Genomic DNA, 15,168 nt, shown 5'->3' with positions numbered 1-15,168 from the left:
ATGGCAGACAGCAAGGCGGCCTTCGAGAAAGCGGTCCAGGACATCAAGCAGCGGGCCGAGCGCCCCGACAACGACACCCTGTTGCGGCTGTACGCGCTGTACAAGCAAGGCTCGGAGGGCGACGTCAGCGGCGCCAAGCCGGGCTTCTTCGACTTCGTCGGCACCGCCAAGTACGAGGCCTGGGCCAAGCTCAAGGGCGTGCCGCAGGCGGAAGCGCAGAAGAAATACGTGGACCTGGTGAAGAAGCTGCTGGCCTGATGGCACGCGACACCCGGCGGCGCATCCTCGAGACCGCCCTGGCGATGTTCAACGCGCAGGGCGAGCCGCACGTCACCACCAACCACATCGCCGACGAGCTGGAAATCAGCCCCGGCAACCTGTACTACCACTTCCGCAACAAGGACGACATCATCGAGCACCTGTTCGCGCGCTACGAGGAGCGCATGGACACGGCGCTGGCGCTGCCGAGCACGCGCCTGCCGGGGCTGGAGGATATCTGGCTGCAGTTGCACCTGGTGTTCGAGTGCATCTGGGACTACCGCTTCCTGTACCGTGACCTGGTCGAGATCCTCAGCCGCAGCCGGCGCCTGCGCCTGCGCTTCGCACGCATCCTGCGCCGTGCCGACGCCAGCGTGCAGGCGGTGTTCGAGGGACTGGCGCAGACCGGCGCGATGCGCGCCAGCGCCCAGGAACGCGGCGGCGTGGCCACCAACGTGCTGGTGGTGGCCACGTTCTGGCTCAACTATGCGGCCGCGCGCGGCGAAAAGGACGAGCAAGTGGCGATCCGCCACGGCATCGTGCAGGTGATGCAACTGATCGCGCCGTTCCTGCGCGACGCCGAACGCGCGCACCTGGCCGCGTTGATGGACGCCTATCTGGATTGAAGCGCCCTGCCCTGCGCGCAAGCACAGCCGGGGCGCGGTGCCGCTCAGTCGGCGGCGGCCTGCGCGGCTGGCCCGTCGAGCCGGTAGACCTTGCAGACCAGGCCCGGCGGGGTGCGGTAGGTGCGAAAGCCGATGGCCTCGTAGTACGCCTGCCCGAGCGCATTGTCGGCGGCGATGCTGGCGTCGATCTGCGCCAGCCCGGCGCTGCGCGCGGCCGCACAGGTGGCCCGGAACAGCGCGCTGCCGACCCCACGGCGCGCCGCGCGCGGATCGACGTGTGTGCCGATGATGCCCCAACCCTCGGCCACGTCGTAGGCATTGCCGGGACGCGCGATGCGCAGCGACTGGAAGCCGAGGACACGCCCGTCGGCGTCCTCGGCCAGCACGCACTGGAGACGATCGGGATGCTGCAGGTAGGTCGCGCGCACCGTCGCCAGATCGGTCGGCGCCTTGCGCAGGCCGGCCGCGAAGATCGCGTCCTGCACCGCGACCATCGCCTCGGCATCGTCAAGCGTGGCGGGCCGGATCTGCATGGTGCCGTCTCTCGTCAGGTCGTGGCCGGCGAGTATGCCCGAGCGTGGCCGGCCGCCATGCGTGCGGAGGCGCCGGGTCAGGCGCCAGCGCGACGACGACCAGTCACACGCTTGGCCGGGCTGCGCTTGGCCGCCGCCGGCTTGGCGCCGCGCTTGCCCGTCGCGGCGCGCTTGCGCGACTGCGGACGCGCCTGCAACCCCAACTTCACCAGCACCGGCTGCAGGCGCGCCTCGACCTCGGCGCTCAACGGCTGCACCTGACCACGCAGCGCCGCCGCGCCCTCGCGCACGCTGCTCTCGGCCTCGTCGGCCAGTTGCGTGGCCAGCGCCTTGAGCGTCGCCGCGCCCTGCGCGGCATCGGCCGCGGCGGCCAGCGCGCGCTTGCGGGTCAGCGCGACCACGCCCAGCCCGGCCAGCCACAGGTGCCGCGGGTTCAGCCGGTCCGGCCGCAGCGCGGAGGTGGAACGCTTCTTGGTCGCCATCGCAGGATCTCCAGAGGGGGCCGGCAGTGGCCCCGATGCGCACCATGCTGGGGCCGGCGGCTTGAGCAAACACACTATCGGCGCCCCACCCTTGCCACGCGCCGGCAGCGGCGCCATGCTCGGCGCGGACGCCGTGGCCCGGCGCCGCACAGGGAGATCCACATGGCAGCAAAATCGGGCGCGTGGGCGCCGTTTCCGTACGACGCCAAGGCCTACGCCTACGCCGGCGAGGCGCTGAAGAAAGCGTGGCCCAAGCTGCACGCTGGCGACCGCGAACCCTATCCGGACCCGGCACGCGCGCAGGCCCTGCTCGACGCAGCCGGCAAGGCCGGAAAGGGCCACGACGCGCAGACCCTGTCGGCCGCGCTGATCGAGGCCTGGCGGGCGTTCCACCAGGGGCAGTTCCAGCAGGCCTACGAGGCCGGCAAGGCGCTGGGCGTGTTAGGCGCCTCGGTCGCGGTCAAGGCGATCGGCATCCACGCCGGCTATCTGGTCGAGGACGAAAAAGAGCAGTTGCAGCGGCTGCAGCAGGCCGCGACGCTGGCCGAGGCGGCGATCGCCGCGCTGCCGGACGAGGCCAACAGCCACTACCGCCACGCCTTCGCACTCGGTCGCTACAGCCAGGGCCTGAGCATCGTCAAGGCGCTCAAGCAGGGCATCGCCAGCAAGGTGCGCGCCTCGCTGGAAGCGGCCCTGGAGCTGGAGCCCAAGCATGCCGAGGCGCACATGGCGCTGGCCCTGTACCACGCCGAGATCATCGGCAAGGTCGGCGCGATGATCGGCGGCCTCACCTACGGGGCCAAGGCCGCCACCGCCGAACAGCATATCCAGCAGGCGCTGAAGCTGGTGCCGGACGCGCCGATCGCCCACGTCGAACACGCCAACGTGCTGCTGTTGCTGTACGGCGACAAACGCGAGGAAGACGCCGCCGCGGCGTTCGAGAAGGCCGCCAAGCTCAAGCCGCGCGATGCGATGGAAGCGCTGGACGCAGCGTTTGCTCGCGATCAGTTGGAGTAGACGCCGGCGCAAGTTGAGCGTATCGCAATGTTTTCTCGTAGGGGCGGCTTCAGCCGCTGCTACGACGCATCGCATACCCGTGATTGGACACACCGCGAGGCGACCGGCGTGATCGGCGGCAGGAGGCCAATCACACCCTTCCCGCATCCACCCCGCCCCGCCGCCGCGAAGCCGCATCGCGACCTCGCAGCGACGGCCCGCGTCAGCCTGCCGGAGGCAGCGCGTAGGCGATTACATAGTCGCCGCGCTTGGTCTCCATGAAGTGATGGCCGGCGGCGACGATGACCAGGTACTCGCGCCCGTCGACCGCATACACCATCGGCGTGGCCTGGCCACCGGCCGGCAGCTTGGCCTGCCACAGGGTCTTGCCGCTGGCCAGGTCGATCGCGCGGATCAGGTCGTCGGTGGCCGCGGCGATGAAGATCAGGCCGCTGGCGCTGACCACGGCGCCGCCGTTGTTGGGCGTGCCGATCTCGATCGGCAAGCCGGAGTGGATGCCGAACGGGCCGTTGCCGCGCGCGCTGCCGAACGGACGGTCCCATAGCGTTTTGCCACTGGTCAGGTCGATCGCACGGATGCCGCCATAGGGCGGCTGCTTGCACAGCAGCCCGGTGAACGGCAGGCGCCAGCCGGCGTTGACGTTGATCGCGTACGGCGTGCCGGCCTGCGGATCGCCGGCGCCCTCGGCGCCGCCGCTGTCGCCGCGCACCTGGTCGCGCGGCGCCCAGCCCATCTTGTCGGCCTTGGCCCGCGGCACCAGCCGGTTGTAGTTGGGCATGTCGTTGTAGTTGGCGACGATCACCGCACGCTGCGGATCCACCGCCACGCTGCCCCAGTCCGAGCCGCCGTTGTAGCCGGGGTACTCGATCGAATGGCGGTCGGCTTCCGGCGGCGTGTAGATGCCCTTGTAGCTGGCGCTGCGGAACTGGATGCGGCACACCAGTTGGTCGATCGGGGTCATGCCCCACATGTCGCGCTCGGTCAGGTCGCGCTTGCGCAGCGAGTGGTACAGCGAGAACGGCTGGGTCTTGGCGCGGCGCTGCGGCTCCACACCGCCACCCGGCACCGCGCGTTCCTCGACCCCGACCAGCGGCTTGCCGGTGCGCCGGTCGAGCACGTACAGCTCGCCCTGCTTGCTCGGCAGCAGCACCGCCGGCACGGTGGTGCCGTCGTGCGGGAAATCCAGCAACGTCGGTTGCGAACCCAGGTCGTAGTCCCACACGTCGATGTGGGTGGTCTGGAAATTCCACACCGGCTTGCCGGTGGTGACGTCCAGCGCGACCAGCGAGGTCGCATAGCGGTCTTCCTGCGGGGTGCGCGAACTGCTCCAGTAGTCGGCCGAGGAATTGCCCATCGGCAGGTACACGTAGCCGAGCTGCTCGTCGCCGGCCGCGCTGGTCCACATGTTGGGCGTACCACGGGTCCAGGTCTGCCCCGGCGGCGGCGCGCCGGTCCAGTCCGGATGGGTCATGTCCCAGGCCCAGCGCAGCGCGCCGGTCACCGCATCGAAGCCCTGGATCACGCCGGACGGCTCGTAGCGCTTCTGTCCGTCCAGCACCTGGTGGCCGGTGACGACGACCCCGCGCACGATGGTCGGCGGCGAATTGATTGAGACATAGCCGGGCGGCGTGGAGCCCATGCCGACGGTGATGTCGACCTGGCCATGCTGGCCGAAGTCCTCGCAGGGCTTGCCGTCGGCCGCATCGACCGCGATCAGGCGTCCGTCCAGGGTGCCTTCGATGATGCGCTGGCGGCAGGCCGTCGACGCCGTGGCTTGGGCGTCGGGCACCGCGTAGTAGCTGACGCCGCGGCAGGCGGCGGTATACGGGATCGCCTTGTCCGCCACCTTGGGGTCGTAGCGCCAGCGTTCGCGGCCGCTGCGCGCATCCAGCGCGATCAGCTGATTGCGTGCGCTGCACAGGTACAGGCTGTCGCCGATCTTCAGCGGCGTGGTTTCCGCGCCCCAGCGCTTGTCCGGCAGGTCGCCGGTGCGGAAGGTCCAGGCGGTACGCAACTGCGCCACGTTGTCCGGAGCGATCTGCCGCAGCGGCGTATAGCGGCTGCCGGCGTTGTCGCGGCCGTAGGCGGCCCAGTCGGCATCGGCAGGCGTGTCGGCCGGCTGCGCGCCGGTGCGCGAGGTCGCCAGCGCCGCGGCCATGCCGGCCGCATGCGCCAGCGTGCCGTCGGCCTCGGTCACGCCGTACGGCAGGAACGCCAGCGCGAACGCGCCGACGAACACCAGCGCCAGCACCGCGGCGAGCGTGCGCGACAGCGTGCGCGAGAACGGGCGGTCCAGCCGCGGCAGGAGTAGCGCCAACAGCAAGGCCAGGAACACCATCAGGCCCATGCGCGGCACCCAGCGCCAGTAATCGGTGCCCGATTCCCACGCCGCCCACAGCAGCGACAGCAGGAAGGTCGCGGCGAACCACAACGCGCCGCTGCGCCGCGCGCGCCAAAGCTGCACGCCGGAAATCGCCAGGCCGAGGCCGGCGACCAGGTAGTACCAGGAGCCGCCTATCGCCAGCAGCCAGGCACCCCCGATCGCCAGCACCACGCCGATCAGCACACAGGCGCCGCCGAGCAGGCGCAGCGGCCAGCCGCCACGACGCTGCGTTCGTTCGAATTCGTTCATTGCCACTCCTTGCAGGACACGGCCACGCGGAACATCCGCCGTGGCAGCGGCGCACGCGCGCCGCGCATCCTTATCCCAAGCGGCCGGTGAATGCCGCGCGTTTCCTGCTGACACACGCTGACACGCAACCTTGCCGTCCTCGTGATCCAGCATCGACCTGGGCATCACGCGGCCTGTGTCGTCGAGAGCGACAACGACCGGACGATTATGTGCGGTCGGTGTGGCGCAGCGGTCGTACAAATGGCCGCCGTGGCGCCGCGTGCACGCTCGCAGCAGAGCATCCGCCTCGTCGCGGTGGCCAGCCCCAAAAACGACGACGCCGGCACGAGGCCGGCGTCGTCGTTCGCTCAGGAGCGGATCACGCCTGCGGCGGTGCAGCCTCGCCAGTACCTTCGGCGACGCCGTCCTCGCCCGGCAGCACGTCTTCCTCGACCAGCGAGCCGTCCAGGCGTTCCACCGCCTGCAGCTTCTCGCCCTTGGACAGACGGATCAAGGTCACGCCCTGGGTGTTGCGGCCGACGCGGGAGATTTCCGAGGCACGGGTCCGCACCAGGGTGCCGCCGTCGGAGATCAGCAGCACTTCGTCGCGGGTGCTCAGCAGCACCGCACCGACCAGCTTGCCGTTGCGCTCGCTGGTCTGGATGCCGATCACGCCCTGGGTGCCGCGGCCCTTGCGCGGATACTCGCCCAGCGGGGTGCGCTTGCCGTAGCCGTTCTCGGTCGCGGTGAGGATGTAGGCATCGGCCTCGTCGCCGTTGCGCGCCTCGGCATCGACCTCACTGTCCGCTGCGGCGTCGACGTCGTCGGCGTCCTCGTCCTGGCCCACGGCCGGCTCGGCCACGATCAGGCTGACCACGTACTCGCTCTTGGCCAGGCGGATGCCGCGCACACCGCGGCTGCTGCGACCGGTCGGCTTGACCCCGCCGCGGCTCTTGCGCCGCGCGCCACGGGCGTCGTCGCCCTCCTCGCCCGCGGCCTCGTCGTCGGCCACTGCGCCGTCGTCGGCACCGACCTCGTCGACGGCCGCATCATCGGCCTCGTCGTCCTTGGGCCGTTCGGAGAAGCGCACGGTCTTGCCGTTGGAGGCGAACAGCAGCACGTCGCGCTCGCCGTCGGTGAGCGCCACGCCCACCAGCGCGTCGCCCTCGTCCAGGTTGATCGCGATCTTGCCGATCTTGCGCTGGAAGGCGAACTCGCTCAGCGGGGTCTTCTTGACCATGCCGTTGCGGGTGGCGAAGAACACGTAGCGGCCCTCGGCGTACTCACGCACCGGCAGCACCGCCTGCACGCGCTCGCCGTTCTCCAGCGGAATCCAGTTGACGATCGGGCGGCCGCGCGCGTTCGGCCCGGCCTCGGGCAACTGGTGCACGGGCAGCCAGAACACCTTGCCGCTGCTGGTGAAGGTCAGCAGGGTGTCGTGGGTGTTGACCAGCCACAGCTGGTCGATGAAATCCTCTTCCTTGGTCGCCGCCGCGCTACGGCCGCGGCCGCCGCGGCGCTGCGCGCGGTAGGCGCTGACCGGCTGGCGCTTGGCGTAGCCGGCATGCGACAGCGTCACGACCACGTCTTCCGGCGCGATCAGGTCGAGGATGTCCAGGTCCTCTTCGCTGTGACGGATCTCGGTGCGGCGTGCGTCGCCGTATTCCTCGCGGATGTTGACCAGTTCCTCGCGGATCACCTGCAGCAGCACGTCCGGGTTTTCCAGGATGCGGATCAGCCCGGCGATGGCGTCCAGCAACTGCTTGTATTCCTCGGTCAGACGCTCCTGCTCCAGGCCGGTCAGGCGGTGCAGGCGCATTTCCAGGATCTGCGTAGCCTGCACTTCGGTCAGCTGATAGCCGCCGCCGACCAGGCCGACGCCGCTGGGCAGGTCTTCCGGGCGCGAGGCCTCGGCGCCGGCCGCGTTGAGCAGCGCGCCGACCAGGCCCGGTTGCCAGGTCTTGGCCAGCATGCGCTCGCGCGCTTCGTTCGGGTTCGCCGAGGTCTTGATCAGCTCGATCATCTCGTCGATGTTGGCGAGCGCGACGGTCAGGCCTTCGAGGATGTGCGCGCGGGCGCGCGCCTTGCGCAGTTCGAAGATGGTGCGGCGGGTGACCACTTCGCGGCGGTGGCGGACGAAGGCCTCCAGCATCTGCTTGAGGTTCATCAACTGCGGGCGGCCGTCGACCAGCGCCACCATGTTGATGCCGAACACCGACTCCATCTGGGTCTGCTGGTACAGGTTGTTCAGCACCACGTCGGCGGCTTCGCCGCGCTTGACCTCGATGTAGATGCGCATGCCGTCCTTGTCGGACTCGTCGCGCAGCTCGCTGATGCCTTCGAGCTTCTTTTCCTTGACCAGCTCGGCGATCTTCTCGATCAGCCGCGCCTTGTTGACCTGGTACGGGATCTCGGTGACCACGATCGCTTCGCGGCCGTTGTCCTGGATCTCGATCTCGGCCTTGGCGCGCATGCGCACGCGGCCGCGGCCGGTGCGATAGCCGGCGACGATGCCGGTGGTGCCGTTGATGATGCCGGCAGTCGGGAAATCCGGGCCGGGGATGTGCTCCATCAACCCGTCCACGTCGATCTGCGGGTTGTCGATCAGCGCCAGGCAGGCGTTGATCGACTCGGTCAGGTTGTGCGGCGGGATGTTGGTGGCCATGCCCACCGCGATGCCGGCCGAGCCGTTGACCAGCAGGCTCGGGAAGCGCGTCGGCATCACCGACGGTTCCTGTTCCTTTTCGTCGTAGTTGGGCTGGAAATCGACGGTTTCCTTGTCGATGTCGGCCATCATCTCGTGCGCGAGCCGCGACATGCGCGCCTCGGTGTAACGCATCGCCGCCGCGGAATCGCCGTCGACCGAACCGAAGTTACCCTGCCCGTCCACCATCAGGTAACGCAGCGAGAACGGCTGCGCCATGCGCACCAGGGTGTCATACACCGACTGGTCGCCGTGCGGATGGTACTTACCGATGACGTCGCCGACGATACGCGCCGACTTGTAGTAGGGCTTGTTGCTGTGCGCGCCCAACTCGTTCATCGCGAACAACACGCGGCGATGCACCGGCTTGAGGCCGTCGCGCGCATCCGGGAGGGCACGCCCCACGATCACGCTCATGGCGTAATCGAGGTAGCTCTTGCGCATCTCGTCTTCCAGGTTGACCTGGATGATTTCCTTGGCGGATTCTGCCATTCGGGTTCCGTAAGTCTGGTGGCGGATCGACCACCACGCCGGCCCGCGACAGGCGGGCCCGCCGCGGCCGCACGCCTAGGGCGCACGGCGGTCGATCGAACCGCCGGATTCTATCATGACAGGCGCCCGATTGCCCGGTTTTTGCCGGCGCGAACAAGCACTTGCGCGCCATCAGCCGCCTCTGCCGGGCGCGACGGCGCTCCCTGGAACTCAGCCGCCGAAGGCGGCGCGCATGCGCGCCGGGTCCGGCTGCTCGATGACCCCGCGCTCGGTGACGATGGCATCGATCAGGTCCGCCGGGGTCACGTCGAACACCGGGTTCCAGGCGGCGATGCCGTCGGCCACGGTGCGCGTGCCGCCGACGCCGAACAGCTCGCCCGGATCGCGTTGCTCGATCTCGATCTGCGCGCCGTCGGCAGTGTCCATGTCCACGGTGGACGACGGCGCCACCACCATGAATTTGACGCCATGGTGGCGCGCGGCGATCGCCAGCTGGTAGGTGCCGATCTTGTTGGCGGTGTCGCCATTGGCGCAGATGCGGTCGGCGCCGACGATCACCCACTGCACCGCGCCGGTCTTCATCAGGTGCGAGGCAGCCGAATCGGCGATCAGGGTGGCGTCGATGCCGTCCTGCTGCAGTTCCCACACGGTCAGCCGCGCGCCCTGCAGCCACGGCCGGGTCTCGCCGGCGAACACCTTGGCGATGCGCTGCTGGGCGACGCCGGCGCGGATCACGCCCAGCGCGGTACCGAAGCCGGCGGTAGCCAGCGAGCCGGTGTTGCAATGGGTCAGCACGCCGCTGCCCGGCACGATCAGGCCGGCACCGAGCGCGCCCATGTGCCGGTTGGCGGCCAGATCCTCTTCGGCGATCGCCTGCGCCTCGCGCTCCAGCACGGCCTGCCAGTCGCTGCCTGCCGCGCCCAGGGCGCCGCGCATGCGCGCCAGCGCCCAGGCCAGGTTGACCGCGGTCGGGCGCGCGGCATTGAGCCGTTGCAGGGCCGGCTCCAGCTTCAGCAACGCCTCGGCGCCGTTCTCGGCCTGCACCTCGCGCGCGGCCAGCACCGTGCCCCAGCCTGCAGCGATGCCGATCGCCGGCGCGCCGCGCACGGCCAGGGCGTGGATCGCCGCGGCGACCTGGTCGCTGTCGGTGCAGCGCACGTGTTCGACCGCGAACGGCAGCTTGCGCTGGTCCAGCAGCTCCAGCGCGTCGCCGGTCCACAGGATCGGGCGGATATGGTCGTAGCGGGCGTAATCGATATCGAGGGCGGCGTTCATCGCGCCATTGTAAACGCCGGCGATTGCGGATTGAGGACGCCGCGCGGTGTCGCAACGCCGCGCCAGCGATCAGTTGACGCTGAACTCGGCGCGGCAGCCCTTGTCCACCCAGATACCGTCGCGGTCCCAGCCCCAGCTGTCGTCCTGCACGCAGGGCGCGCCGGACAATTGCCGGCGCAGTTCGACACGATCCTGCACACTGACGCCGCAGCGGCGCCGCGCCTTGCCCTTGGATTCGCACAGCACCGGCCGCGGGCCGGCGGGGAAGCCGGAGCCGTCGGCGGCGCCGATCTCGAACTCGCCGCGGCAGCCGCGCGCGACCCAGATCTCGTTGCGGCGCACGCCCCAGCTGCGCTCCTCGCGGCACGGCACCGACGACAACTGCCGCATCAATCGCACCGGGGCGCCGCGCAGCATCACCGGGCAGCTCTCCAGGCGCCCATCGGATTCGCAGCGCAACACGCGGCGCATCGCGCTGCGCGGCGCCTCCACCGGATTGGGACGGAATTCGGCGCGACAGCCCAGGGTCACCCACACGCCGGTGGCGTCGGAACCCCACTCGCTGCCACGGATGCAGTCGTTGTCGGAGAGTTGCCGCACCAGTTGCACGCCCCGGTCGGTGGACATCGGACAGTGCACCCAGGTCATGTCGCGCGACTCGCAGCGGACCACCGCGGCATCGTACGCATCGGTGTCCTGCGCCTGCGACGGCATCGGCCACACACTTGCCGCCAACCCCAGCCAACACCAGCCACCGAGCCCGTACGCCCACTTCATGCTTGGCTCTGCCCCTATGCCTAGAACCTGAACAACGAAGACCTGCTGGCGCGCAGCGTGCGCTTGCCGTGCCCGATCAAACCATCATCGGTGTGGACAACGCAACAAGGCGCCGCGAAAACACGTGACGGCCGGTTCAGGCATGCGCGAAATCGTAGGCGAGCACGTCGCCGATCTGCGCGGTGCCGCGCATCGCCATCAGCAGCCGGTCCACGCCGACCGCGACGCCGGCACAGTCGGGCAAGGCCGGCAGCGCCTGCAGCAGCCGCTCGTCCAGCGGCGGCAGTACCGCGCCGCGCGCCTGACGCAGCGCATGGTCGCGCAGGAAGCGCCGGCGCTGCTCGGCGGCATCGTTGAGCTCGTGGTAGCCGTTGGCCAGTTCGTAGCTGCCCAGGTACAGCTCGAAGCGCTCGGCCACCGGCGGGTCGCCGTCGCGCACGCGCGCCAGCGCGCACTGGCTGGCCGGCCAGTCGTGGACCACGGTGAGGCGGTCGGCCGGGAACGCCGGCTGCAGGCAGTGGGTCATCAGCAGGTCCAGCCAGTCGTCGCGGCCCAGGCCGTCGGCATCGATGTGGATCTCGCGTAGCGGCTGCTGCAGCGCCTCCAACGGCGCAGCGAATGGATCCAGGCCCAGCCCCTGCAGGAACAACTCGCGATAGCTGAGCACCTGCAGCGTGGCGCTGCGCCCGACCAGGGCCAGCGCCGTGCGCACCAGCTCCACGGTTTCCTCGATCAGTTGCCGGTGATCCCAGCCGACCCGGTACCACTCGAGCATGGTGAACTCGGGATTGTGGCGGCCGCCGGCCTCGCCGTTGCGGAACACCCGCCCCAGTTCGTAGCAGTCGCCGATGCCGGCGGCGAGCAGCCGCTTCAGCGGGTACTCGGGCGAGGTGCGCAGCCAGCGCAGCGCCGGACCTGCGTCGACGTGGCCGCTGAAGCGGGTCTGGAAGCTGTCGATGTTCGGCTCGGTGTTGCCGGCCGCCGACAGCATCGGCGTCTCCACTTCCAGCACGCCGCGCGCGGCGAAGAAGCCGCGGATGGCGGCATTGAGCCGGGCGCGCAATTGCAGGGTGGACAGCAGGTCCATCACGGCGCCGTGTCGAGCCGGCGGCTCAGCTGGTCGCGCGCGTCGTCGCGGTAGCCCAGGCCCAGGTACAGGCGCTTGGCGGCGGCGTTGTGGTGATTGACCTCCATCCGCAGCACGTCCACCCCCAGCGCGCGGGCGCGCGCCTCGACCAGCGCCACCGCCCGCCGCCCCCAGCCGCGCCCGCGTGCGGCCGGGCCCAGGTACAACTCGTCGAGCAGCAGATAGCGCCCGCCCAGTTCGACGCTGAAACAGGCGGTGATCAGCGCATAGCCCACCACCGCGCCGTCCGGCGACAGCCACAACAGCGCCTCGCCCAGCGCCGGCTGCGCCAGCAGCGCCTGCAGGCCGCGCGTCACCCGCTCGGCGTCGAAGACGATGCCGTCCTCGGCGTAGAACGCCTGCAGCATCGCCAGCAGGGCCGGCTGATCGGCCGCGCCGGCAGTACGCCAGCGCAACTCTTCCTGCTTCATGCCGAGCGCGCTCATGCGCCCTGCCCCTGCGACTGCAGGAACGCCAGCAACTGCGCCTCGTCCCACACCGCCACGCCCAGCTCCTGCGCCTTGTCGAGCTTGGAACCGGCAGCCTCGCCGGCGACCACGAACGCGGTCTTCTTCGAGACGCTGCCGGCGACCTTGGCACCAAGCGCCTCAAGTTGCGCCTTGGCCTCGTCGCGGGTCAGCGCGGTCAGGGTGCCGGTCAGCACCACGGTCTGCCCATCCAGCGGGCCGGCGCGGCGCTGCGTCTGCGCAGGGGCGGCATCGAGCAGGCGTTGCATTGCCGCCTCGGCATCCAGGAGCGCCTGCTTCTGCGCCGGATCGGCCAGGTACGCGGCCAGGTTGGCGGCGCCGGCCGTGGACAGGCCGGCGCCGGTCCAGCCGCTTTCGTTGGCGCCCAGCAACGCGTGCAACGTGCCGTAGGTGGCGGCCAGGCGCTGCGCGCTCTTGCCGCCGAGCTTGTCCACCGGCAGCGTGCCCAGCAGATGCGCCAGGTCCAGGCGCTCGCGCAATTCCGCCGGCGGCGTGCCCTCGTCGGAGAAGCCGATGCCGGCATTGATCAGGCCATCGACCACCGCAACGTTGCCGCGCTGCTCGAAGAAGGTCGCGATCGAGCGCGCCACCTCGCCGCCGATGTCCGGCAAGGCCTGCAGCAGCACCGCCGGGGTGCTGCGCACGAACGCCAGCGAGCCCAGCCAGTAGGCCAGCGCCTTGGCCGTGGTCTCGCCCAGGTGCGGAATGCCCAGCGCGAACAGGAAACGCGGCAGCGTGGTGGCGCGGCTGGCGTCGATGCCGGCGACCAGGTTCTCGGCCCACTTGGTCGCCAGCTTGCCCCCCGGGTCCACTGCCAGGTGTGCGCGCAGGAAGTCGGCGTGCCGCCACTGGGCGGCCTCGTCATCCAACGCGGCGCGGCCGGCCGCGTCCAGCGCCAGCGCGCCCTTGCTGTCCTCCACCGCCTGCAGCAGGTCGACGGCGGTGGCCGCGTCCAGCGCGGCCTTCATCCGTACCAGGTCCTCCACGCTCAAGGCGTACAGGTCGGCCAGCGACTGCACGAAGCCGAACTCGACCAGGGCATCGGCCTGGCGCTCGCCCAGGCCTTCGATGTCCATGGCGCGGCGCGAGGCGAAGTGCCGCACGGCCTCCTTGCGCTGCGCGGCGCAGGCCAGGCCGCCGCTGCAGCGCCAGGCCACCGCGTCCTCTTCCTTGACCAGTTCCGAACCGCACACCGGGCACGCCGCCGGCATCGTCCACGGCGCGGTGCCCGGCGGACGCCGTTCCTCGATCACCCGCACCACTTCCGGGATCACGTCGCCGGCGCGGCGCACGATCACCGTGTCGCCTTCGCGCACGTCCAGCCGCGCGATCTGGTCGGCGTTGTGCAACGTCGCGTTGGTAACCGTGACGCCAGCGACCTGCACCGGCTCCAGCCGCGCCACCGGGGTGACCGCGCCGGTGCGGCCGATCTGCACCTCGATCGCGCGCAGCACGGTGGATTGTTCCTGCGCCGGGAACTTGTGCGCCAGCGCCCAGCGCGGCGCGCGCGAGACGAAGCCCATCGCCTCCTGCTGGTCGTAATCGTCGAGCTTGTAGACCACGCCGTCGATGTCGTACGGCAAGCTGTCGCGAGCGGCGCCGATGCGGCGGAAATAGGCGATCAGACCGTCGAAGCCGGTGGCGGTGTCCGCCTCCGGCGCCACCGGGAAGCCGTAGTCGCGCAGCAGCTGCAGCGTCTGCGAATGGGTTTCGGGCAGTTCCAGGCCGCGCACCTCGCCCACCGAGTAGGCGAAGAACGCCAGCGGCCGGCGCCGGGTCACCGCCGGATCGAGCTGGCGCAGCGAGCCGGCGGCGCCATTGCGCGGGTTGGCCAGCAGCTTTTCGTTGCGCTCCAGCGCCTGCGCGTTCCACGCGGCGAAGGCGGCGCGCGGCATGTAGATCTCGCCGCGCACTTCCAGCACCGCCGGCGGCGGCACGCCGAGGTCGCGCAGCTTCAGCGGCACCGAACGCACTTGGCGCAGGTTGGCGGTGACGTCCTCGCCGGTGCTGCCGTCGCCGCGGGTGGCGCCCTGCACGAACACGCCGTCCTCGTAGCGCAGGCTGATCGCCAGGCCATCGAGCTTCGGTTCCACCGAGAACACCGGCGCGGCCAGTTCGAGTTCGCGCTCGATGCGGCGCTCGAAATCGGCGACCTCGGCAAAGCGCGTGCGATCGTCGGCGTCCTCGGCCACGCCCGGGGTTTCGAAGGCATTGGCGAGCGAGAGCATCGGGATCGCGTGGCGCACTTCGGGAAAGCCACCGTCCGGGCGCGCGCCGACCTTGCGCGTCGGCGAGTCCGCGCTGGCCAGCTCCGGGTGCGCGGCTTCCAGTGCCTCCAACTCGCGCATCAGCGCGTCGTACTCGGCATCGGGAATCGCGTTGTCGTCGAGCACGTAGTAGCGGTGATTGGCGTCGTCGATGCGCTGACGCAACTCGGCGGCACGCTGCTGGGGATCGGGAATTGCGGTCATGCGCAGCGGAAATGGGGGTAACGGAGAGGGGGGCGATAGTAGCTTGAAGGCTGGGATTGGGGATTGGCTTGACGGCTGAAATTGGCGAGTTGGGAGTGGGGATTCGCAAGAGCCCAAGCTCGGACTTCTCGCGTCGGCGGCGGTCTTACCCTCATCCGCCCCTGCGGGGCAGCTTCTCCCAAGGGGAGAAGGGAGAAGCCAAGGCCCGTCTCCCGCCGGGAGAGGGGTTGGGGTGAGGGTACGGAGCGCGCAGCGCCATCGACCTCACCACCCGGCTTTTGCCAATTCCCAATCCCCAATCCCCAATC

At 70.2% G+C, this 15,168-nt stretch carries 12 protein-coding genes; 3 read left to right on the top strand and 9 right to left on the bottom strand.

The features are described 5' to 3' along the window. On the top strand, nucleotides 1-258 hold the full coding sequence (locus CEK65_RS08115; protein ID WP_017909407.1) for an acyl-CoA-binding protein: 258 nt from the start codon (nucleotides 1-3) through the stop codon (nucleotides 256-258). Next, nucleotides 258-884 (top strand): TetR/AcrR family transcriptional regulator, encoded by a 627-nt coding sequence (locus CEK65_RS08110; RefSeq protein ID WP_152181377.1) that lies wholly within the window; start codon nucleotides 258-260, stop codon nucleotides 882-884. Before CEK65_RS08115 ends, CEK65_RS08110 begins: the two co-directional genes overlap by 1 nt. A gap of 44 nt (nucleotides 885-928) precedes the next feature. Here the strand turns inward: CEK65_RS08110 and CEK65_RS08105 are convergent, their stop codons facing one another. Both CEK65_RS08105 and CEK65_RS08100 read right to left on the bottom strand, forming a co-directional pair. Further along, nucleotides 929-1,417: a GNAT family N-acetyltransferase gene (locus tag CEK65_RS08105; protein WP_157835214.1), complete on the bottom strand. Its 489-nt coding sequence runs from the start codon at nucleotides 1,415-1,417 to the stop codon at nucleotides 929-931. A 77-nt stretch (nucleotides 1,418-1,494) separates the two neighbouring features. Further along, complete coding sequence (locus CEK65_RS08100; protein WP_148828293.1) at nucleotides 1,495-1,899, bottom strand: hypothetical protein; 405 nt, start codon at nucleotides 1,897-1,899, stop codon at nucleotides 1,495-1,497. Between the two features lie 162 nt (nucleotides 1,900-2,061). On the opposite strand from CEK65_RS08100, the gene CEK65_RS08095 reads away from it, so the two are divergent. Continuing rightward, complete coding sequence (locus tag CEK65_RS08095) at nucleotides 2,062-2,916, top strand: hypothetical protein (RefSeq protein WP_152181376.1); 855 nt, start codon at nucleotides 2,062-2,064, stop codon at nucleotides 2,914-2,916. A 202-nt stretch (nucleotides 2,917-3,118) separates the two neighbouring features. On the opposite strand, the gene CEK65_RS08090 is transcribed toward CEK65_RS08095, so the two are convergent. The 7 genes from CEK65_RS08090 to ligA all read right to left on the bottom strand — a co-directional run bounded on the left by CEK65_RS08090 (nucleotide 3,119) and on the right by ligA (nucleotide 14,860). Then, a complete protein-coding gene (locus tag CEK65_RS08090) occupies nucleotides 3,119-5,548 on the bottom strand; it encodes a membrane-bound PQQ-dependent dehydrogenase, glucose/quinate/shikimate family (protein WP_152181375.1) in 2,430 nt (809 codons plus the stop codon). 358 nt (nucleotides 5,549-5,906) lie between these two features. Next, nucleotides 5,907-8,723 (bottom strand): DNA gyrase subunit A, encoded by a 2,817-nt coding sequence (gene gyrA, locus CEK65_RS08085; RefSeq protein ID WP_152181374.1) that lies wholly within the window; start codon nucleotides 8,721-8,723, stop codon nucleotides 5,907-5,909. A 210-nt stretch (nucleotides 8,724-8,933) separates the two neighbouring features. Next, nucleotides 8,934-9,998, bottom strand: a complete 1,065-nt coding sequence (gene mtnA / locus CEK65_RS08080; RefSeq protein ID WP_152181373.1) for an S-methyl-5-thioribose-1-phosphate isomerase — start codon at nucleotides 9,996-9,998, stop codon at nucleotides 8,934-8,936. Between the two features lie 69 nt (nucleotides 9,999-10,067). Further along, entirely contained in the window at nucleotides 10,068-10,712 is a 645-nt protein-coding gene (locus tag CEK65_RS08075) for a DUF3011 domain-containing protein (RefSeq protein WP_152181419.1), read from the bottom strand. Between the two features lie 199 nt (nucleotides 10,713-10,911). Continuing rightward, nucleotides 10,912-11,862, bottom strand: coding sequence for an EF-P lysine aminoacylase EpmA (gene epmA / locus CEK65_RS08070; RefSeq protein ID WP_152181372.1), 951 nt, complete (start codon nucleotides 11,860-11,862; stop codon nucleotides 10,912-10,914). After that, the gene (locus CEK65_RS08065) at nucleotides 11,862-12,347 is read right to left on the bottom strand and encodes a GNAT family N-acetyltransferase (protein ID WP_152181371.1); all 486 of its coding nucleotides are present in this window, start codon (nucleotides 12,345-12,347) and stop codon (nucleotides 11,862-11,864) included. The genes epmA and CEK65_RS08065 overlap by 1 nt, the downstream gene beginning before the upstream one ends. Beyond that, a complete protein-coding gene (ligA, locus tag CEK65_RS08060) occupies nucleotides 12,344-14,860 on the bottom strand; it encodes an NAD-dependent DNA ligase LigA (RefSeq protein ID WP_152181370.1) in 2,517 nt (838 codons plus the stop codon). Before ligA ends, CEK65_RS08065 begins: the two co-directional genes overlap by 4 nt. Between the last annotated feature and the right edge of the window lie 308 nt (nucleotides 14,861-15,168).

The sequence above is a fragment of the Xanthomonas sp. LMG 12459 genome, from assembly GCF_009192905.1.
GTDB classification, from domain to species: Bacteria; Pseudomonadota; Gammaproteobacteria; order Xanthomonadales; family Xanthomonadaceae; genus Xanthomonas_A; species Xanthomonas_A sontii.
This window is presented reverse-complemented; position numbering and strand designations above follow the sequence as displayed.